Here is a 20,039-nt window from a genome sequence, read left to right on the forward strand (position 1 = left end):
TTAACAAGTCATGAGCGTCAGGAATGTTGTGATACGTTCATTTGCTGTATCGATACGTTGTTGTTTCAGTTGATTTAACTAAAGTACGTAGCCTTGCAAAGTGAACAGTGTGTTCAATATTCATCTGCCCATTAACAGGTCTTGCTGAAGATCGGCTTGTTTACGCAAGAAATCCCAGACCAGTTTAATTTTTGGTTCATGTTGCAGATCGACCAGCGTCAGCATCCAGAAAGTGTGGGTAAAACTGAGCTGCTGACCCAGCACCTCTTTCAGTTCATTTTTATCATTGACCAGAAATTTCGGCAAAATGGCCAGTCCAGCACCTGCACGCACGGCAATTTCCTGCGCCAGAATGCTGTTACTGCGAAAACAGGCACTGACCTGCAAGGGAAGACGCTCTAGCGAATATAGTGCAGTGCTATAGACCAGATCATCAATATAATCGACAAAACGGTGCTGCTGGAGGTCTTCCAGTTTTTTAATTTCCGGATTTTGCTGTAAATAATGCTGGCTGCCATATAGCTTTAAACAGTAATTAGACAAACGAGTAATGATATACGGACCAGATTTGGGCCGGTCAATCGCGATCACAATATCGGCTTCTCGATGTGAAAGTTTGATCGCTTTCGGTACCGGAATCAGGTCAATGGTCAGCAAAGGATAATGCTGGGAAAATTCTGCCAAAAGACGAGCTAAAAATGCCGTGCCAAAACCTTCTGGCGCACCAATCCGGACCCGACCTTGCAAGGGATCATGGCGCTTGTCAATCTGGATAAAGGACTGTTCCATCTGTTCCACACGCGGCACCAGTGCCAGACCTTCCGAGGTTAGTTCATAACCGGTGGCTTCGCGCTTAAACAGTTGCGTACCTAAAGTACTTTCCAGGGCCTGAATCCGCCGCGCTACGGTGCTATGTTCAACCCCGATTAAGCGTGCTGCGTTGGTGAGTGTTTTAGCACGCGCCAAAACTAAAAAAAAGCGTAAATGATCCCAATCTACTTTCATTTTTTATTTAACATCCTGTTAAATTCCTGTGCATATTTGCACAACCATCGTGCACCAATTTCTATTGGTGGTCAAAGTGTTCTTTGTTAGTCTGCTGAAACAGCGTAAAAATTATACGTTAAATAAAAGCCAGTAAAGGCAGATACAACGACAATAACAAACCAGCACGGAGCGACCATGAACGCCATTTCTCATCCACAGCAAAGTACCGGATTCACCACCGCAAAACTCCTCATTAATGGTGAATTTGTCGAATCAAAAACTAGCCATTGGCAAGATATTATCAATCCTGCCACTCAGGAAGTTTTGGGCCAAGTGCCTTTTGCCACTGCTGAAGAAGTCAATGCTGCGATTGCGGCTGCGCAAAATGCCTTTGCCAGCTGGCGCCAGACTCCAATTCAGGCCCGTATGCGAATCATGCTGAAACTGCAGGATCTGATTCGTACCAATTTAAAAAGTATTGCCCAAGTCTTAACGGCAGAACAAGGCAAAACCCTGGCTGATGCCGAAGGTGATATCCAGCGTGGTCTGGAAGTGGTGGAACATGCCTGTTCGATCGGTTCCCTACAAATGGGCGAGTATATTGAAGGGGTGGCACGTGGTGTCGATACCTATACCTTGCAGCAACCACTAGGTGTCTGTGCAGGAATTACACCGTTTAACTTCCCGGCGATGATTCCACTGTGGATGTTCCCGATGGCGATTGTCTGCGGCAATACCTTTGTCTTAAAGCCTTCTGAACAGGATCCACTATCGACCATGATGCTGGTTGAGTTAGCGATTCAGGCAGGTGTGCCGGCAGGCGTACTGAATGTGGTACATGGCGGCAAAGAAGTGGTCGATCTACTGTGTACCCATCGCGATATCAAGGCGATTTCTTTTGTCGGTTCGACTGCAGTCGGCACGCATGTCTATAACCTTGCAGGCCAACACGGCAAGCGTGTGCAGTCGATGATGGGCGCCAAAAACCATGTGGTGGTGATGCCAGATGCGAATAAAGAACAGACCTTAAATGCCTTGGTCGGTGCAGCTTTTGGCGCAGCAGGTCAACGTTGTATGGCACTTTCCGTGGCGGTAATGGTCGGTGAGACCAAGCACTGGGTCGATGAACTGGTCAATAAAACCAAAACCTTAAAGGTGAATGCCGGACATGAACCGAATACCGATGTGGGACCGGTGATTTCAACCCGTGCCAAAGCTCGTGTCATAGATTTGATTAACAGTGGTGTTGAACAGGGCGCAGAACTGTTGCTAGATGGCCGTAATGTACAGGTTCCGGGTTATGAGCAGGGTAATTTTGTCGGTCCAACGATTTTTAACCAGGTCACGACCGAGATGCGCATTTACAAGGAAGAAGTGTTTGGCCCGGTACTGGCGATCATGCATGTCGATACTTTGGAACAGGCGATTGCACTGATTAATGCCAATCCGTTTGGTAATGGCGTTGGACTGTTTACCCAAAATGGCAATACGGCACGTACCTTCCAGAACCAGATTGATATCGGTCAGGTTGGCATTAACATTCCAATTCCTGTACCTGTGCCTTTCTTCAGTTTTACCGGTTCACGCGGTTCAAAATTGGGTGATCTAGGTCCTTATGGCAAACAGGCGGTGCAGTTCTATACCCAGACCAAAACCATTACCAGCCGCTGGTTTGAAGATGACCAGGAAACCACCGGTGTCAATACCACGATCAGTCTGCGTTAAGGAGCATCAGCATGAAGATTGCATTTATTGGTTTAGGCAACATGGGCGGCTCCATGGCGCAAAACTTACTCAAGTCCGGTCATCAGGTTTTTGGTTATGACTTAAGCGCAGTGGCTTTACAGCATTTTGCAGAAGCGGGCGGTATCGTCTGCGACAGTCCACAAGCTGCCGCGAAGCAGGCGGAGATCGTGGTCAGCATGTTGCCCGCGGCCAAGCATGTGCGTGAAGTCTATTTAGGTGAACACGGTATTCTGAAGGTACTTCAATCGGGCAGTTTGTGTATCGACAGCAGCACCATTGATCCGCAAACCATTCAGGAAGTTGCTGTAGCAGCTCAGGTCAAGCAGATTCGCGTCTGTGATGCACCGGTATCCGGCGGTACTTTGGGTGCCAAAGACGGGACCTTGACCTTTATGGTCGGTGCAGATGATGCCACTTTTGAGGCCGTCAAACCGGTTCTCGGCTGTATGGGTAAAAATCTGGTGCATTGTGGTGCGGTGGGAACAGGACAGGTGGCAAAAATCTGTAATAACCTGATTCTGGGAATTTCCATGACTGCGGTGGCTGAAGGGATGGCACTCGGAGCCAAACTGGGCATTGATCCACAGGCCTTGGCTGGCGTGATTAACAGTTCCACTGGACGTTGCTGGAGTTCTGAAATTTATAATCCATGGCCAGATATCTGTGCCAATGCGCCGTCATCGCGGGGTTATACCGACGGTTTTGCCGCACAACTGATGCTCAAAGATTTGGGGCTGGCTGTCGATGCCGCGCAACAGGTGGATCAGCCGGTGGTACTCGGCAGCATGGTACAGAAACTCTATCAACAACTGTGTCAGGAAGGTGATGCCCATCTGGACTTCTCCAGCATCATGCATCAATACACCACGCCACCTGCTTAAAACTTAAAAGATTAGATGGAGCAAGGATTCGCTTCAATAATTACACCCTGTCAGTAATAACGATAAATTCAGGCTGAGGTTTAACATGTTAGATTATCAAACAACGGTTCAAGACTTTGATTTAAACACGGTTGCAAGCCAGTATCTCTCCGGTTCCATGCAGGCAGTAAATGCCTGTTATGAATGCTGTGACCGTCATGCCGATTCCGATGCCATTGCCTTATACTGGCATGGTAAAGATGGCAGAAAAGAACAATATAGTTTTGCCGAACTCAAAAAATATTCCAGCCAGTTTGCCAACTTTTTAAAGTCTCAAGGCATTGGTAAAGGCGACCGCGTTTCCGGATTATTACCACGTACTCCCGAGTTGATCATTACTATTTTGGCAACCTGGCGGATTGGTGCTGTCTATCAACCCTTATTTACGGCCTTTGGTCCCAAAGCCATCGAGCATCGTATTCAGCTGGCGCAAAGCAAGCTGGTGGTGACTGATCTGGCGAATCGGGACAAATTATCCGAGATCAGCAACTGTCCACCGATTGTGACGGTACATGCCGAAACTGAGGCAGAGCGCTATCCGCACGACCTCAGCTTCTGGACGGTATTAAACCGTCAGGCTGAAGCTTGTGAGCTGGAAATCCTGAATGTCGATGATCCATTTTTATTGATGTTTACCTCCGGTACTACTGGACCAGCGAAACCTCTTAAAGTCCCTTTAAAAGCGCTGATTGCTTTTGCAAGCTATATGCAAAATGCCATTGGTCTAACTCCTGAAGATGCTTTCTGGAATATTGCTGATCCCGGCTGGGCCTACGGTTTGTATTACGCGATTACTGGTCCTTTAATGCTTGGACACTCGACCTTATTTTATGAAGGCGGTTTTAATGCAGAAAGTGTCTGCGAAATTGTTAAGGAATATGGCATTACCAATCTGGCCGGTGCACCGACTGCTTATCGCATGATGATGGCGGCCGATCCTGCTCAAATGGCAAAACTACGCGGTAAGTTACGTGTTGTCAGCAGTGCGGGAGAACCGTTAAATCCGGAAGTGATCCGCTGGTTTAAAGAGGTGCTAGATGTGCCGATTTATGACCATTATGGCCAGACCGAAGTCGGGATGGTGGTGTGTAATCATCATGCTTTGGAACATCCGGTCCGTTCAGGTTCGGCAGGCTTTGCCAGCCCGGGTTACCGAATTGCCGTTGTCGATGAACAGGGGCATGAATTAGCAGCTGACATCCCGGGCATCTTAGCGGTTGATATCAGCCAATCTCCGATGATGTGGTTCTCTGGCTATGAAGAAAGCCGTAAATCTCCCTTTGTCGGCCACTACTATTTAACCGGAGATACCGCGGAAATTCATGCCGATGGCAGTATGAGTTTTGTGGGACGTAGTGATGATGTCATTACTACCTCGGGCTATCGGGTGGGGCCGTTTGATGTGGAAAGTGCCTTGCTGGAACACGATGCCGTGATTGAAGCGGCGGTGATTGGCGTACCGGATCCCGAGCGGACCGAAATCATTAAAGCCTTTGTGATTCTGGCTGGTCATTCTCCTGCAACTGCCGAGCTGCAGGAAGAGCTGGGTCAATTTGTGAAAAAGCGTTTATCTGCGCATGCCTATCCGCGTCTGATTGAATTTGTGACCGAATTGCCGAAAACCCCAAGCGGTAAAATTCAACGCTTTTTACTGCGCAATCAGGAAATCAACAAGCAGCAATCCAAAACTGCATAAGCTCATAAAGCCAACAGATTGAATAAGAAGATTAAATAAAGAGATTGAAGGAAGCATCGATGCAATTAACGGAAGAACAACACCTGATTCAGGATATGGCCAAAAGCTTCGCCCAGGAACAGATTAAACCCTTTGCCGGCGAGTGGGATCAAAAAGGCATCTTTCCCAAAGATGCCTTGGCTCAAATGGGAGAGCTGGGTTTTCTGGGGATGCTGATTCCCGAGGAATGGGGCGGTTCGGGCACAGGCACGCTGGCTTATGTCTTGGCCTTAGAAGAAGTCGCTGCGGCTGATGGTGCAACATCCGCGATTATGAGCGTACATAACTCGGTGGGTTGTGTGCCGATTTTCAAGTTCGGCACGGAACAGCAAAAGCAGCAATTTCTAAAGCCTTTGGCCCAAGGTGAAATGATTGGTGCCTTTGCCTTAACCGAACCACATACCGGATCGGATGCTGCCGCGATTAAAACCCGGGCGGTCAAGGACGGCGATCATTACATCATCAATGGCGCCAAACAGTTTATTACTTCTGGCCACAATGCCGGGATGATTATTGTGTTTGCCGTGACTGATCCAGGCGCGGGCAAAAAAGGCATGAGTGCATTTTTAGTGCCGCGCGACACACCTGGCTATGAAGTGATTCGGGTGGAAGAAAAACTCGGCCTGCATGCTTCGGATACCTGTCAGATTGCCTTAACCGATGTCCGCATTCATGAAAGTTTAAGACTCGGTGCCGAAGGCGAAGGTTTAAAAATCGCCTTGGCCAATCTGGAAGGCGGGCGGATCGGTATTGCCGCACAGGCGGTTGGCTTGGCACGTGCCGCATTGGAAGAAGCCACTGTTTATGCGCACGACCGCGTGGCTTTTGGCAAACCTATTTTTGAACAGCAGGCGATTTCTTTCAGGTTGGCCAGTATGGCGACTGAAATTGAAGCGGCACGGCAACTGGTACATTTTGCAGCACGCAAAAAAGAAGCCGGTGAAGCCTGTTTAACCGAAGCCTCCATGGCCAAGCTATTTGCTTCAGAAATGGCAGAACGTGTCTGCTCCAAAGCGCTGCAGATTTTTGGCGGCTACGGTTATCTCAAAGATTTCCCGATTGAGCGGATTTATCGGGATGCGCGGATTTGTCAGATTTATGAAGGCACCAGCGATATTCAGCGCTTGGTGATTGCACGCAGCCTCTAATTTTAAAAGGATTTATCTCATGCAATGGCAAACGATTTTACTCGAACAGCGTAACGGGGTCGGCCTAATTACTTTAAACCGCCCACAAGCGTTAAATGCACTGAATAACCAGCTGATTGTTGAAGTCAATCAGGCACTGGATCAGCTGGAAAAAGATCCGGCAATTGGCTGTATTGTGATTACCGGTTCGGAAAAAGCCTTTGCCGCTGGTGCCGATATTAAAGAAATGGCAGATCTGAATTTTCCGCAAATTTATCTGGATGATTTTTTCAGTCTGGCCGATCGAATTGCGCAGCGTCGTAAACCTTTAATTGCCGCAGTGAGTGGTTATGCTTTGGGTGGTGGTTGCGAACTGGCTTTAATGTGCGACTTTATTTACTGCGCTGATAATGCAAAATTTGGTTTGCCCGAAGTTACCTTAGGCGTGTTGCCCGGCATTGGCGGGACCCAGCGTTTAACCTTGGCGATTGGTAAGGCCAAAGCCATGGAAATGTGCCTGACTGCACGGCAGATGGGGGCGCAGGAAGCGGAACAAAGTGGTTTGGTGGCTCGGGTTTTTGCCAAGGAAGAATTGCTGGAACAAACCCTGCAAGCTGCCGAGAAAATTGCTGAAAAGTCGCTTACTGCCGTGATGATGATTAAAGAATCAATTAATCGGGCCTTTGAAGTGAGCCTGGCTGAAGGCCTGCGCTTTGAACGCCGGGTTTTCCATTCGATTTTTGCCGGTTCCGATCAAAAAGAAGGCATGCAGGCCTTTGTAGAAAAACGCCCAGCCAAATTTACCCATCAATAAAACAAAAATAGGAAAATAAAATGAGTGATGAAAATAATTTAGCGATACGGGTCGCAGGAAGTCTGGGCATTATCAGCCTGGACCGCACCAGCCATTTAAATGCCTTAACCCTGCCAATGATCCAAGGCATTCAGGCGCAACTCGATCAGTGGCTGCATGATCCAGAAGTGCAAGCCATCCTGATCAATTCCAACAGTCCCAAGGCGTTCTGTGCTGGAGGCGACATCCGCTATCTGTATGATAGCTATCAGGCCGGCAATACCCAATATCAGGATTTTTTTGCCACTGAATATAAGATGCTGAGCACCTTGCGTAATTTTCCAAAGGCCGTGATCGTGATGATGGATGGCTATGTACTGGGCGGAGGCTTTGGCCTCGCTCAAGCCTGTCATATCAAAGTTACGAGTGAAAAATCACGTTTTGCCATGCCCGAAACCGCAATTGGTTTTTTCCCAGATGTTGGAGCCACCCATTTCCTGTCCCGACTGGATGAAGTCGGTGTCTATATGGCTTTGACCGGGGAGCAGATCAGTAGCAGTGATGCCTTGTATCTCGATCTGGTGGATTATCATGTGCCGAGTGAGCGTTTTGCTGAATTGGAAGCAGCGTTGATTACTGCGCCTGTGTTAAATTCGATTGAAATCCAGAAAATCATTAGTGGCTATATTACGCATCCGGTAGAAAGCGAGCTGCAAAAACGTGCAGATCTGATTAATCAGCATTTTGGCTATCCAAACCTCAAGGAGATTGAACAGAGCCTTGCTCATACAAGTAATTCAACCGATCAGGAATGGGCTAGTAAAATGCTGGCAATTTTGCAGCAACGTCCGGTTATGGCCAAGCAAACCAGCCTGAAGTTACAGCAAGCCGGACAGAATTTGTCGCTAGAAAAATGTATGCAACTGGAACGGGACTTGCAGGATGTCTGGTTAGAGCAGGGCGACTTTATTGAAGGGGTTCGTGCGCTGATTATTGATAAAGACAAAAATCCACAATGGCGAACTGAGAATGCAAAATTTGAAAAGACCTTGCGAAAGATCTGGCCAGCATGGACTCAGCAGCGTATCGAAAATATTACTTGAGCCTGATGGTCAAAGACCCTCTATAATTACATTATAGAGGGTCTTTGTATCTGTCCCATACTTTCATCGACATGAATTCTATTTAGTGGGACGTTTTCTTTTTCTTGCCGCCACCATCTTGTTTATTGAGCGTCGACCAGGCAATACGTTCGGCTTCTTCCTCAGAATGACCACGTTTTTTTTCGCTTTCTTCAATATGTTCGGCCTGCCGTTTTTGCTTATCGGTATAGGCTAATTTGTCACCTCTAGGCATCTTAATATCCTCATCAGGTTTGGCTTAAATTACTATAACAAGGGTTGGTTTCTATGCAGGTAAGTATTTGTTGGAATCATTTTATAAAAACCTAATTTTTTAAAATATGAAAATCTAAAGATTAAATAGATGAAGATAACGGTCAGCTAGAACCGCTATCTTCTGTGCCAGATTAGCCGTTAATAATACTGCCGCCATTCACATGAATCACCTGACCTGAAATATAGCTGGCTTCTTCACTGGCCAGAAATAAATACGCCGGTGCTACTTCACTTGGCTGGCCCATGCGGCCCATTGGGGTACTTTTACCAAAATCTTTAAGCTGTTCTTCATCAAAACTGCTCGGAATTAATGGTGTCCAGATTGGCCCTGGCGCGACACCATTGACACGAATGCCGGTTTTATTTTTCAATAAATTGGTGGAAAGGCTTCGGGTAAATGTGGTGATGGCACCTTTGGTACTTGCATAGTCAATCAACTGGTCATGTCCGTGATAACTGGTAATACTGGTGGTATTGATAATGCTGTCACCTGCTTGCATATGCGGAATCACCGCCTGAGTCAGGTGGAACATCGACAGAATATTAACATTAAATGTTTTAAGTAATTGCTCGGGCGAGATATCGGCAATACTTTCTTGAGGGTATTGAACCCCGGCATTATTGACCAGAATATTAATCGTTTTAAATTCCTGAAGGGTCTTTTCCACCATTTTCTTGATTTCATCTTGATCTTGTAAATCACATTGAATCAGCAGACAACAGCGGCCTTCATCTTCCACCATTTTTTTGGTGTCCCGTGCATCCTGATCTTCATCCAGATAGCAAATGGCGATATCTGCACCTTCGCGGGCAAATAAGACCGATACAGAACGGCCAATCCCGCTATCACCACCGGTAATCAAGGCAACTTTGCCTTTTAATTTTTCACTGCCTTTATAATGCGGTTTAATAATTTCCGGTACAGGGTCCATTTTGGTTTGCACACCCGGTTGATGGTCTTGTGTTTCAGTTGAAGCTGGGGTTTCAGGATAATGATTCATATCTTTTCCAATTCCAATGATTGTGGCCATATAAGAAAAAATATATTAGAAGCTTTTGGGCAAAATGAGGCTGGACTCAACATTTCATAACAGAATGTATTCGAGATTTATCAATTATTCGTTGAAACGGATCAGGTTGAGCAACCAGAACAGAAAAAGCTGATGAAACAGCTTCTGGCTACACTTTGATAGCTGAGGTGGTCTTGAAAGGTGAAATTTGATTAGGAAAGGTGAGGTATCAACGGAGATTTAAAATCTAGACATACATAAGCATCTCTTTCTGGAAATATATAAGAAAAATGGAGAGCTTGCTAACTCTCCATTTATTTATTCATTCTGATGTGTTTAAAAAATTTCTATAGAAATAAATTAAAGATTATCACTTAAATTAATTCTGGCCTGTGCTGCCTTTTCCTTTTTGACTGAGGTTTTACCCCAGTTAAACTTTTGTGCGCAGATGCCTAAGCCTACAATAAATAATGCAAGCACACTGGTATAAACTACTTCTTTAAAATACGTCCCCTCAATAATCATGGTAATTAAAGCACCGACAATAAAGATAATGACCAGATAAGTGAGCCATGGGAATAACCACATCTTGAATGGAATATTTTGTCCTTCAGCTTCCATTTTTTTACGTAACTTAAGCTGAGAAATCGCAATCGCCAGATAGACATATAAAGATACGGTACCAGTCGCTAACATCAAAACATCATAAATATTCATACTTTCGGTGGCAGTCAGATAAATCGCCACGAAAGAAAACAGGCTTGAAAAGATGACACCTACCCATGGGCTGTTATTGCGGTTGGTTAAACCAAAACTCTTTGGTGCATCTCCACGTTTCGAGAGGGAATAGACCATGCGTGAACAGGTATAAAGTGCGGAGTTAAAGCAGCTACATACCGAGGTGAGCACGACAAAATTAACAATATGACGCGCTTCTGGAATACCGAGTGCAGTAAGTGCTACGCTATACGTACCCCAGGTCGGATCTTTCAATAAAGGATTATTGTGTGGAATCAGGCAAACTGTGATCAGCATTGAACCGACATAGAATAAAATGATACGCCATACAATTGAATTAGCGGCCTTACGAATTTCCTTGGCTGGATCTTTGGTTTCAGCTGCTGCTACGGTGACAATCTCTGCGCCCATATAAGCAAACATTACACCCAATAAGGCCGTGATCACCGATGAAAACCCATTAGGCATAAAGCCTTGAGCGGTTAGATGAGTTGTACCGCCGAGGATAGAGGCATCGCCCCAAGGCCACAGGTGCATCACGGCCAAACTGCCAAATACCAGGAACAGTACAATGGCAATGACTTTGATCAGGGCAAACCAGAACTCGAATTCACCAAAGTTTTTTACGTCACGGAGGTTAATCCAAACCAGTGCTACAGTGACTAGGAGCATATAGCCCCAGATCGGGATAAATGGAAACCAGCTATTTAGGATTTTCCCGGCGACAAAGGCTTCCCAGCCCATGAGCAAGGTCCAGAAAGACCAGTATAACCAGCCGATGGAAAATCCGGCCCAGCGCCCGATTCCTCGGTCCGCATAGGTTGAAAATGAACCGCTGTCGGGATTCAGTACTGCCATTTCTCCCAGCATACGCATAATGAGTAAAACTAATAGTCCACCTAGAGTATAAGCAATGAGTGCAGCCGGCCCTGCAGAATAGATGACATTACCGGAGCCGACAAAGAGTGCTCCACCAATGACACCGGCAATTGAAATCATGGTGAGATGGCGTGATTTAAGTCCGTTTTTTAAGCCGTTTGATGATTCGGAATTGGAGAAATGTTGATGTTCTGCCATATAATTTCCCTTAATATCAATAGCGTAGCGGCAATAAAATTCCTTATTTGGCTTACGCTATCTTATCCTTTGAAACTGTAACCGAATTCATCAGTGCTTGACCAATATTAAGTTAATCTTAATAAAATAAATCCTTGTAGCCCTATAGACAGGATCACACTTTGATTAAAGTACGGTTACATGCTGTTCATGTATGCGGTTAATTTCTCTTTTTTGTTGTAAAGTGACGAGAGCCATTTTTGAGCAATTCAAAGGAGCCAATTGGCTTAAGAGATAAAAAATATAAGCAGGCCATATTTACAGAAAAATAAAGCCTACCTAAAATATCAGGCTAAAAGCAGGTTTACGTTCCCTTTAAAAATAAATAAAAGCTTTTTGATTTTAAAAATATAATTGTATTGATCCTTAAGTTTTTACTAAGTTAAAGTGCGAATTCCATGCTCACGCAAGCACTTTAACAATATCCCGAAAGCCACCAGAATTTCCTGTTCACTCACACAGGCAAAGCCCAGTAATAATCCTTTCTGCCGAGTGGAATAATGTTTGGTATAGTATTGCGATAAGGCTCTGACCTTGATTCCCAGTTCAAGCGCTTTGGATGCAATCAAGACATCATCACTGCTGCTCGGCAATTTTAAAATCAGATGCAAACCGGCGGCGGTATTGTATTCATGCAGAAAATCTTCACCTAAATGTCGGCGAATCAGGTCAATTAAAAAAGCGTGGCGTTTGCCATACAATAAACGCATCCGTCGGATATGCGCCTCATAATGTCCTTCACGGATAAATTCAGCCAGTGTTTGCTGATCAATTAAGTGACCACCACGATAAAGTTCCGAGGCCACAATTCGTAACGAAGAAAAGAGCTGTTTTGGTACCACTAAATAACCAATGCGCAGGGCTGGATAAATGGTCTTACTGAACGTCCCCATATAAATCACCGGAGAATCCGGCTCTAAACCTTGTAAAGAAGGATAAGGCTGGCCCGAGAACCGGAACTCGCTGTCATAGTCATCTTCAACAATCCAGCTATTATGCTGGCGTGCGAGTGCAATTAACTGTTTGCGCCGTTCTAAACTTAAGTGTGAACCTAAAGGATATTGATGCGACGGCGTCACAAAAATCAGCTTAGGCGGTTTTTTGGGATGTAGATCGGGGATAATCCCTTCCTGATCGACCGGTAAGGAACGTAGATTGACGCCATTAATTCGTAAAATATTACGCGCGCCCCAATAGGCCGGATCTTCGATCCAGACCTCATCGCCTATGTCGCTTAAAGTACGCGAGACCAAATCAATCGCCTGATGGGTGCCTTCGGTAATAATGATCTGATCAGCATCGCACTGCACTGAACGGGCAATTTTCAGATATTCTGCCAGCTCCTGACGCAGTTCCAGAGAGCCACCGGCATTGCTGTAAATCAGGTTATTAACTTGAGGTTCACGGCTCAAACGCGTCTGGATTTTGCTGAAAATATGATGCGGAAATTCGGTCACATCGGGTGCGCCCGGTACAAAGGCTCCCCATTGATAAGGCGAGGCTGCGGAATAGCCGAGCAAGTAGGAACCGCGTTGCGACAGATTGTAATTTTGCTGCGCTTTTTTTTCCGAAACCGCAGCAGAGCTTTGTTCTGCCTTCACCAAAAAGGATTCAGGTAATTTCTCTACCACCCAGGTACCTTGGCCGGTACGCGCATCAACATAACCTTGTGCCTGTAACTGTTCATAGGCATTTAAAACCGTATTACGTGATACCTGAATTTCTTTGGCCAGATCACGCGATGCAGGCAAGCGGGTTTTGGGAGCCAATACGCTATCAATAATCGCGTTACGCAAGCAGCGGAACAGTCGCATCTGTAATGTTCCTGTGACATCTTGCTGCAATCGCTGCAGTAAATAATCTCCAAGCAAGCTACGCAATTGGCTCTCTCCTACAAATTTGAAATGGCTCTCGTGAGAGCGGTATTGCTAGGTGCAAAATAGTCTGATCAGGCAGTCATTGTAAAGTGTCTTGTATGCGTTTTGATCATGTACCTGCGGCTTGAATGCGAGCATACAGGCGGGCAGGCAATATACACAGATACCGATTAAAACTAAAGCGAAAAATCCAGACACTGATTTTGTTTGGAGCTCGCTGAACTAAGACCTGAATCAAGCAATGATTGCCATAACAGCCGAATAGAGATGTGTTGCAGCCGCCAGGACATACGACTGCATATAACAAAAGGATCATAGAATGAACATGATGATGAAAGGATTGACCTACACCGAGCAAGGTACAACGGCCTGGAACAATTATCTTAAGCAACTGGATAAAGTAGCGCCTTATCTGGGTGAGCTGAGTGAACGACTGGACATGCTGCGACGCCCAAAGCGCAGTTTGATTGTCGATGTTCCGGTCATCATGGATGATGGTACGGTTCAGCATTTTGAAGGCTATCGTGTTCAGCACAATTTAACTCGCGGTCCAGGCAAAGGCGGCGTGCGTTTTCATCCAGATGTCAATTTAGATGAGGTGATGGCTCTGTCGGCCTGGATGACGATCAAATGTGCTGCTCTAAATTTACCTTTTGGCGGTGCCAAAGGCGGTGTGCGAGTTGATCCGAGCCAGCTTTCCAAGCGCGAACTGGAACGCTTGACCCGACGTTATACGGCAGAAATCAATTTAATTATTGGGCCGCAAAAAGATATTCCGGCACCGGATGTAGGAACCAATCCGCAAATCATGGCCTGGATGATGGACACCTTTTCCATGAATGCGGGTTCTACGATTACCGGTGTAGTGACCGGAAAGCCGGTGCATTTAGGGGGTTCTTTAGGCCGTAGTAAAGCCACAGGCCGTGGTGTGTTTATTAGCGGTCGTGAAGTTGCCCAGCAAATTGGTCTGGATTTAAAAAATGCCCGGGTCTGTGTACAGGGTTTCGGTAATGTCGGTAGTGAAGCTGCGCTGCTTTTCCAGGAAAATGGCAGCAAAGTGATCTGTGTTCAGGACCATTCTGCCACTCTGTATCAGGAACAGGGAATTGATATTAAAAAGCTGCTTGAATACTCAAATACCCACCATAAAATTCAGGGATTTTCTACCAACGATGAAATTTCTGCATCAGCTTTCTGGACCATTCCCGCCGAAGTCTTTATTCCGGCAGCGCTGGAAGGTGTGATTAATACTCAGGTCGCGCAAAATATTCAGACCAAAATGATTCTAGAAGGTGCCAATGGTCCAACATTGACTGAGGCCGATGAAATTCTGAGTGAGCGTCATATTACCGTGGTGCCAGACGTAATCTGCAATGCGGGTGGCGTGACGGTCAGCTATTTTGAATGGGTTCAGGATTTGGCCAGCTACTTCTGGACCGAGGAAGAGATTAACCAGCGTATGGATGCCAGCATGAAAAATGCGGTACAGGATGTATGGCAAAAAGCAGTTCAGGCCGGATGTTCTTTGCGTACAGCCGCTTATATTCTGGCTTGTGAACGTATTTTAATGGCACGTCAGGAACGAGGGATCTATCCGGGTTAAGCGAAGTTTTTGCAACATGGATTAATTGATTAAACCGACTGGATTTAGTTGATTATTACCCATCCTAAATTTTTGCAATGGATTTTTAAATTGGCTTCTTTATTCAAAAAGGAGCCAATTTTTAGTACAAATATAAATAATTGTTTATGAATAAAATAATTTTATATTTTGACTATTTTACTCGTTTTAAATAGATCAATTGGCTCCTTCTATCTGCTGCAAAGTGGCTCTCGTCTCATACGCATAAAAGCGCAAAATGAACCATATCAGCCAGTCTTTGGCAAATTTCTATCCCAAGATCCGGATAGCAAAATTTACAACGTATGAATCAAGAATGAGGATACAAAATGGACAGTAAACACTCAGCACTGAATGCACGTAAACAGCAGGCGACACCACGTGGTGTTGGGGTCATGTGTCAATGGTACGCAGAGAAAGCAGAAAACTCGACCATTTGGGATGCAGAAGGCAATCAATATATCGACTTTGCGGGCGGGATCGCCGTACTGAATACTGGCCATCGTCACCCTAAAATTATTGCTGCGGTCACTGAACAATTAACCAAATTTACCCATACGGCTTATCAGGTTGTACCATACGAGAGTTACGTTGCTCTGGCAGAACGTATCAATGCACGCGCTCCCATCCAAGGTGCTGCAAAAACCTCATTCTTTTCGACTGGTGCTGAAGCTGTCGAAAATGCAGTTAAAATTGCCCGTGCCCATACTGGCCGTCATGGCATTGTGACTTTTGGTAATGGTTTTCATGGCCGTTCATTTATGACGATGGCCATGACCGGTAAAACTGCACCTTATAAACGCGACTTTGGGGTGATGCCTGGTGGTGTTTTCCATGCCCGTTACCCGGTGGAATCCAAAGGCATTAGCGTAGATGATGCAATGCAAAGCATTGAAGACATTTTCGCAGAAGATATTGCTGCGCATGACGTAGCAGCAATTGTGCTTGAGCCTGTACAAGGCGAAGGCGGATTTAATGTGGTGCCTGCAGAATTCCTGAAACGCTTGCGTGTGCTATGCGATCAAAACGGCATTTTACTGATTGCTGATGAAGTACAGTCTGGTTTTGCGCGTACAGGTAAACTGTTTGCGATGGATTATTATGAGACCAAGCCAGATCTGATTACGATGGCAAAGAGTCTGGGCGGCGGTTTCCCGATTTCAGGCGTTGTGGGTCGTGCTGAAGTGATGGATGCACCAAATCCGGGTGGATTGGGCGGTACTTATGCCGGTAACCCGGTTGCTGTTGCGGCTGCCCATGCGGTACTGGATATCATTGAAGAAGAAGGTCTTTGTGAAAGAGCGAATGATCTAGGCGCAGAACTGGTTGATGTTTTACATGAACTGAAAATGTCTTCTAGCATGGTCAAAGATATTCGTGCACTGGGCTCAATGGTGGCGGTTGAGCTGGAAACTGCGGAACAGGCAAAAGCTGTACAAAACCATGCCATGCAAAATGGTCTGTTAATCCTGACCTGCGGTCGTTATGGTAATGTAATCCGTTTCCTATACCCGCTCACGATTCCGGCAGAACAGTTCCGTGCGGGATTGGCTATCTTGAAACAAGGGTTTGCAATGTCTGTTGCAGCCTAATGAAAGAGTAATGATCATGCTTCAAGCGCAATATAGAGATTTATTACAGCATCCTGATATCAGCTTCGATCAGCCTGCCACGGATGAATATATTGAAGTCAAAGATGCAGCAACCCAAGCCACTTTGGCCTGGGTGAAATCCCATGACCGGACATCTGTAGAACAGCTGATTGCTCGTTCTCAGCAAGCACAGAAAACATGGAAAGCCAAGACAGCACTTGAACGTGCGGATGTGCTTTGGGCCTGGTTCAATCTGATGCAGGAACATAAAGAGTCCCTGGCTCAGATCCTAACTGCTGAACAGGGCAAGCCACTGGCTGAGGCACGGGGTGAAATCGGTTATGCTGCTTCCTTTATCCGCTGGTTTGCTGAGCAGGCACGCCGTATTGATGGTGACGTGTTGACTCCAACGCTTGCCCATCAACGGTTATTGGTCATTAAGCAGGCGATTGGGGTGACAGCGGCCATTACACCGTGGAATTTTCCGGCGGCGATGATTACCCGTAAAGCCGCGCCAGCTCTGGCTGCTGGCTGTTCTATGCTGGTTAAACCGGCTGAACAAACGCCTTTAACCGCCTATGCGCTTGAAGTTTTGGCCTTGCGCGCAGGTTTGCCACAAGATGTATTGCTGCATGTCAGTGGTGATGCGGTTGCAGTGGGTCAGGTCTTATGTGAAAGCGAAACCGTGAAAAAGTTAAGCTTTACCGGCTCAACTCAAGTCGGTCGTATCCTGATGCAGCAATGTGCGCCGACCATCAAAAAACTGTCCTTAGAACTTGGTGGCAATGCGCCAGTTCTGGTCTTTGATGATGCCAATCTCGAACAGGCGGTACAGGGCATCATGGCCAGTAAATTCCGTAATAGTGGACAGACTTGTGTTTGCGCGAACCGGATTTATGTACAAGATGGCATTTATGATGCGCTGGTAGAAAAACTGGTGGCTGCCGTTGCCAAACTAAAAGTCGGTGATGGCCGTGATGAAGCTTCTACCCAAGGTCCATTAATTGATGAGGCTGCGATCGAAAAAGTGCAGTCACATATTGCCGACGCAGTGAGCAAAGGTGCACAGGTGAAAACCGGTGGACAGCGCTCAAATCTGGGCGGTACATTCTTCGAGCCAACGCTTCTGACTGAAGTTACTCAGCAGATGCGTGTGGCAAAAGAAGAAACTTTTGGACCGTTGGCGCCGTTATTCCGTTTCAAGACTGAAGAAGAAGCAATTCAGATGGCGAACGATACAGAATTCGGTCTGGCTACCTATGTATTTACCCAAAGTACAGCACGTCAGTGGCGTGTAGGTGAAGCCTTAGAATACGGTATGGTGGGAATCAATACCGGAGCTATCTCTAATGAGGTTGCGCCATTTGGTGGAGTCAAGCAATCGGGATTAGGCCGTGAAGGGTCTAAATTCGGTATGGATGAATACCTTGAAATGAAATATCTCTGTGTTGATATTTCTTCATAATGACGTTTAGAAAATAAACGTATTCATTAAAAACTGATGAGAAAATATCAGTCTCCAGTGAATCCCGCGTTTAATTTAAACCGGGATTCCTGCGATGGAGCAAGGACTCAATAAACAGATTGGAGCAGGGCATATTTTCAGTTGTTAAACCATTCTTCTTCTCTAAAATTCCCGCAAATATCAATTAAAGCATCAGCTTCTCATCAGGATTTAACCCTGATTTCTAACTTTAAACCAAAAGCATCCAGTAATTTCTGCATAGACTTGAGTGTTGGATTTCCTTCAGGTTGTTCCATTTTCTGTAGAGTCTGGGGAGCAATCTTGGTAATTTTAGCCATATCGTTGAGTGTGAGGTGCAACTCGGTACGAATGAAGCGAGCAACCTGATGAAAAGGCCAGTCAGGATTGTTGCTGACGGTTTCAAGTACAGATAATCTCTTTTGCATCTGTTGAATCGGGGTCAGGGGCTTAAAGCGTTTATCCATAATTCAGCTCCTCCAATTGTTGGCAAATATTATCAATTCGATACTGGCTATTTTCCAGAATTTCAGGTGCCAATTGCAGATACTGCATGTGCTCGAGTAATCCCTGATAAAGTGGTAATTGTTCGATTAACACCGCTTTGATTTCTTTTGGATCAATCATCGTGCTTTCGGCAATCTGTTCAATGACTGAATGCCAAATTGGCATACCACCATGATCATCTCGCTCCCAACGCGTAGTTCGGGCAATACCATCTGGATGTAGCCACATCGGCGCAAAGTCAAATAATGGGGTTAGTTGAATGATTCCGTTATTGAAACGTTGAAGCGCTGTATTACGGGTATGATTGTCCTTATTGCCTAAAGCGACATTGGCAAGATCACGCTTCAAATATTCAAAGATTTCCTGTTTTGGTTCAGTACAGCATTGCATCAACAGGCTACAGATCTGGTTATGGGTCATTCTTACCCCAAAACCGGCTTTTCCTCCCAGAGAAGCAATACTTTCCTGGGCAATTCTTTCAACCTTCCCATCGCTGACTTTACGGTCAAATCGGGGAATAAATAAAGTCTTACCATGCAGCTCCAGTTCCTGATGAACACGAAGTCCCAGATATTGGGCAATTTTCATATATAAGGCTTCGTGCATCAAAATTTTATCTAGATTCTGATCACTGCCACGACTGAATTTCACCAGCCAATGCTGTTTGACCTGATCATCTGTCAGCGTGTGATCCAGATAGAACAGGTCATCGTGACCTTGGGTCAGCAGTAATTTTGGCCACTCGCCCTGAATACCAGAAGAACCGGCAATAAAAAGTCCATAAGAGGCCAAGGATTCAATAAATTTTTCTTGACGTTCTACGACTTGGTCCAGACTAAAGCCATGATTCTGCTGAACAGGGAACTGCCCCTGTAGCCATTCATAAGCCTCTTTAATCCGTAAATTACCAATCGGATTGCCTGCACCCGCTTTTAAAAGCGCCCAGTCTGCTTGTTCCTGAGTATTTTCAGAAAAATTAAGCTGACGGAGTAATTCTTTACGACCATAACCTTGAGGTAACAAATCCATCAGGAAGGCCGGCCAGGTAGATTGCAAGGTATTTTGCACATTTACTGGTAAATGATAGGCTAGCGCATGCCCATCGCTTAGGTTCATATAAGAAATAGCATATTCAAATAGATATGATGTGCGCGTGGCTGCTTGCCATCCAGTTTGTTGTTGACCGACAATCTCAACAATAGCGCAATCCAGCCATTCATCTTCCTGATAAATCTGCAGTGTGCAATATTGATCCATAATTTTATTAAAATAGTAAAGTAAAGTGATTTTATTTATTATATACCTATTTTAATAAAAAACTAATTTTATCTTCTTAAAGTTCTTTATCGTTCTAAAAGTCCTTATCTTCACCAGAACACAAGGCTTATGA

General features: G+C 45.5%; 16 protein-coding genes. 9 read left to right on the plus strand and 7 right to left on the minus strand.

The window, feature by feature from the left end:
* Positions 1–120: 120 nt before the first annotated feature.
* Complete coding sequence (locus tag FTV08_RS07710; RefSeq protein ID WP_180087019.1) at positions 121–1,005, minus strand: LysR family transcriptional regulator; 885 nt, start codon at positions 1,003–1,005, stop codon at positions 121–123.
* A 177-nt stretch (positions 1,006–1,182) separates the two neighbouring features.
* Between FTV08_RS07710 and FTV08_RS07715 the strand changes: the two genes are divergently transcribed.
* From FTV08_RS07715 to FTV08_RS07740, 6 genes are all read left to right on the plus strand, one after another.
* Positions 1,183–2,712: a CoA-acylating methylmalonate-semialdehyde dehydrogenase gene (locus tag FTV08_RS07715; protein WP_180038854.1), complete on the plus strand. Its 1,530-nt coding sequence runs from the start codon at positions 1,183–1,185 to the stop codon at positions 2,710–2,712.
* Positions 2,713–2,723: 11 nt separating this feature from the next.
* Positions 2,724–3,614 carry a 3-hydroxyisobutyrate dehydrogenase gene (mmsB, locus tag FTV08_RS07720; RefSeq protein ID WP_044110429.1) on the plus strand — a complete coding sequence of 297 codons (891 nt, stop codon included), beginning with the start codon at positions 2,724–2,726 and terminating at the stop codon, positions 3,612–3,614.
* Between the two features lie 85 nt (positions 3,615–3,699).
* Positions 3,700–5,349, plus strand: a complete 1,650-nt coding sequence (locus tag FTV08_RS07725) for an AMP-binding protein (RefSeq protein WP_180087020.1) — start codon at positions 3,700–3,702, stop codon at positions 5,347–5,349.
* Between the two features lie 59 nt (positions 5,350–5,408).
* A complete protein-coding gene (locus FTV08_RS07730) occupies positions 5,409–6,536 on the plus strand; it encodes an acyl-CoA dehydrogenase family protein (RefSeq protein ID WP_004646940.1) in 1,128 nt (375 codons plus the stop codon).
* A gap of 19 nt (positions 6,537–6,555) precedes the next feature.
* Positions 6,556–7,329: an enoyl-CoA hydratase gene (locus FTV08_RS07735; protein WP_004646938.1), complete on the plus strand. Its 774-nt coding sequence runs from the start codon at positions 6,556–6,558 to the stop codon at positions 7,327–7,329.
* Positions 7,330–7,349: 20 nt separating this feature from the next.
* Complete coding sequence (locus FTV08_RS07740; protein WP_180087021.1) at positions 7,350–8,411, plus strand: enoyl-CoA hydratase/isomerase family protein; 1,062 nt, start codon at positions 7,350–7,352, stop codon at positions 8,409–8,411.
* A gap of 82 nt (positions 8,412–8,493) precedes the next feature.
* On the opposite strand, the gene FTV08_RS07745 is transcribed toward FTV08_RS07740, so the two are convergent.
* The 4 genes from FTV08_RS07745 to FTV08_RS07760 all read right to left on the minus strand — a co-directional run bounded on the left by FTV08_RS07745 (position 8,494) and on the right by FTV08_RS07760 (position 13,449).
* A complete protein-coding gene (locus FTV08_RS07745) occupies positions 8,494–8,664 on the minus strand; it encodes a hypothetical protein (protein WP_180087022.1) in 171 nt (56 codons plus the stop codon).
* Positions 8,665–8,836: 172 nt separating this feature from the next.
* Positions 8,837–9,706, minus strand: a complete 870-nt coding sequence (locus FTV08_RS07750; protein ID WP_180087023.1) for an SDR family oxidoreductase — start codon at positions 9,704–9,706, stop codon at positions 8,837–8,839.
* Between the two features lie 369 nt (positions 9,707–10,075).
* A complete protein-coding gene (locus FTV08_RS07755; RefSeq protein ID WP_180087024.1) occupies positions 10,076–11,530 on the minus strand; it encodes an amino acid permease in 1,455 nt (484 codons plus the stop codon).
* A gap of 416 nt (positions 11,531–11,946) precedes the next feature.
* Positions 11,947–13,449: a PLP-dependent aminotransferase family protein gene (locus FTV08_RS07760; protein WP_114541714.1), complete on the minus strand. Its 1,503-nt coding sequence runs from the start codon at positions 13,447–13,449 to the stop codon at positions 11,947–11,949.
* 328 nt (positions 13,450–13,777) lie between these two features.
* On the opposite strand from FTV08_RS07760, the gene FTV08_RS07765 reads away from it, so the two are divergent.
* From FTV08_RS07765 to FTV08_RS07775, 3 genes are all read left to right on the plus strand, one after another.
* Entirely contained in the window at positions 13,778–15,049 is a 1,272-nt protein-coding gene (locus FTV08_RS07765) for a Glu/Leu/Phe/Val dehydrogenase (RefSeq protein WP_180087050.1), read from the plus strand.
* A gap of 347 nt (positions 15,050–15,396) precedes the next feature.
* Positions 15,397–16,659, plus strand: a complete 1,263-nt coding sequence (gene gabT, locus FTV08_RS07770) for a 4-aminobutyrate--2-oxoglutarate transaminase (RefSeq protein ID WP_180087025.1) — start codon at positions 15,397–15,399, stop codon at positions 16,657–16,659.
* A 16-nt stretch (positions 16,660–16,675) separates the two neighbouring features.
* Positions 16,676–18,124 carry an NAD-dependent succinate-semialdehyde dehydrogenase gene (locus FTV08_RS07775; RefSeq protein ID WP_180087051.1) on the plus strand — a complete coding sequence of 483 codons (1,449 nt, stop codon included), beginning with the start codon at positions 16,676–16,678 and terminating at the stop codon, positions 18,122–18,124.
* Positions 18,125–18,327: 203 nt separating this feature from the next.
* Here the strand turns inward: FTV08_RS07775 and FTV08_RS07780 are convergent, their stop codons facing one another.
* Together FTV08_RS07780 and FTV08_RS07785 are read right to left on the minus strand one after the other, a co-directional pair.
* Positions 18,328–18,609, minus strand: coding sequence for a helix-turn-helix domain-containing protein (locus tag FTV08_RS07780; protein ID WP_004280265.1), 282 nt, complete (start codon positions 18,607–18,609; stop codon positions 18,328–18,330).
* Entirely contained in the window at positions 18,602–19,906 is a 1,305-nt protein-coding gene (locus FTV08_RS07785; RefSeq protein ID WP_180087026.1) for a type II toxin-antitoxin system HipA family toxin, read from the minus strand. Before FTV08_RS07785 ends, FTV08_RS07780 begins: the two co-directional genes overlap by 8 nt.
* Positions 19,907–20,039: the final 133 nt, after the last annotated feature.

The organism is Acinetobacter sp. YH12226 (genome assembly GCF_013417805.1).
In the GTDB taxonomy this organism is placed as follows: domain Bacteria; phylum Pseudomonadota; class Gammaproteobacteria; order Pseudomonadales; family Moraxellaceae; genus Acinetobacter.

Coding starts and splice junctions, on each gene's coding strand:
- FTV08_RS07710 (WP_180087019.1), bottom strand. CDS start 1,005: ATGAAAGTAGATTGGGATCATTTACGCTTTTTTTTAGTTTTGGCGCGT.
- FTV08_RS07715 (WP_180038854.1), top strand. CDS start 1,183: ATGAACGCCATTTCTCATCCACAGCAAAGTACCGGATTCACCACCGCA.
- mmsB (WP_044110429.1), top strand. CDS start 2,724: ATGAAGATTGCATTTATTGGTTTAGGCAACATGGGCGGCTCCATGGCG.
- FTV08_RS07725 (WP_180087020.1), top strand. CDS start 3,700: ATGTTAGATTATCAAACAACGGTTCAAGACTTTGATTTAAACACGGTT.
- FTV08_RS07730 (WP_004646940.1), top strand. CDS start 5,409: ATGCAATTAACGGAAGAACAACACCTGATTCAGGATATGGCCAAAAGC.
- FTV08_RS07735 (WP_004646938.1), top strand. CDS start 6,556: ATGCAATGGCAAACGATTTTACTCGAACAGCGTAACGGGGTCGGCCTA.
- FTV08_RS07740 (WP_180087021.1), top strand. CDS start 7,350: ATGAGTGATGAAAATAATTTAGCGATACGGGTCGCAGGAAGTCTGGGC.
- FTV08_RS07745 (WP_180087022.1), bottom strand. CDS start 8,664: ATGCCTAGAGGTGACAAATTAGCCTATACCGATAAGCAAAAACGGCAG.
- FTV08_RS07750 (WP_180087023.1), bottom strand. CDS start 9,706: ATGAATCATTATCCTGAAACCCCAGCTTCAACTGAAACACAAGACCAT.
- FTV08_RS07755 (WP_180087024.1), bottom strand. CDS start 11,530: ATGGCAGAACATCAACATTTCTCCAATTCCGAATCATCAAACGGCTTA.
- FTV08_RS07765 (WP_180087050.1), top strand. CDS start 13,778: ATGAAAGGATTGACCTACACCGAGCAAGGTACAACGGCCTGGAACAAT.
- gabT (WP_180087025.1), top strand. CDS start 15,397: ATGGACAGTAAACACTCAGCACTGAATGCACGTAAACAGCAGGCGACA.
- FTV08_RS07775 (WP_180087051.1), top strand. CDS start 16,676: ATGCTTCAAGCGCAATATAGAGATTTATTACAGCATCCTGATATCAGC.
- FTV08_RS07780 (WP_004280265.1), bottom strand. CDS start 18,609: ATGGATAAACGCTTTAAGCCCCTGACCCCGATTCAACAGATGCAAAAG.
- FTV08_RS07785 (WP_180087026.1), bottom strand. CDS start 19,906: ATGGATCAATATTGCACACTGCAGATTTATCAGGAAGATGAATGGCTG.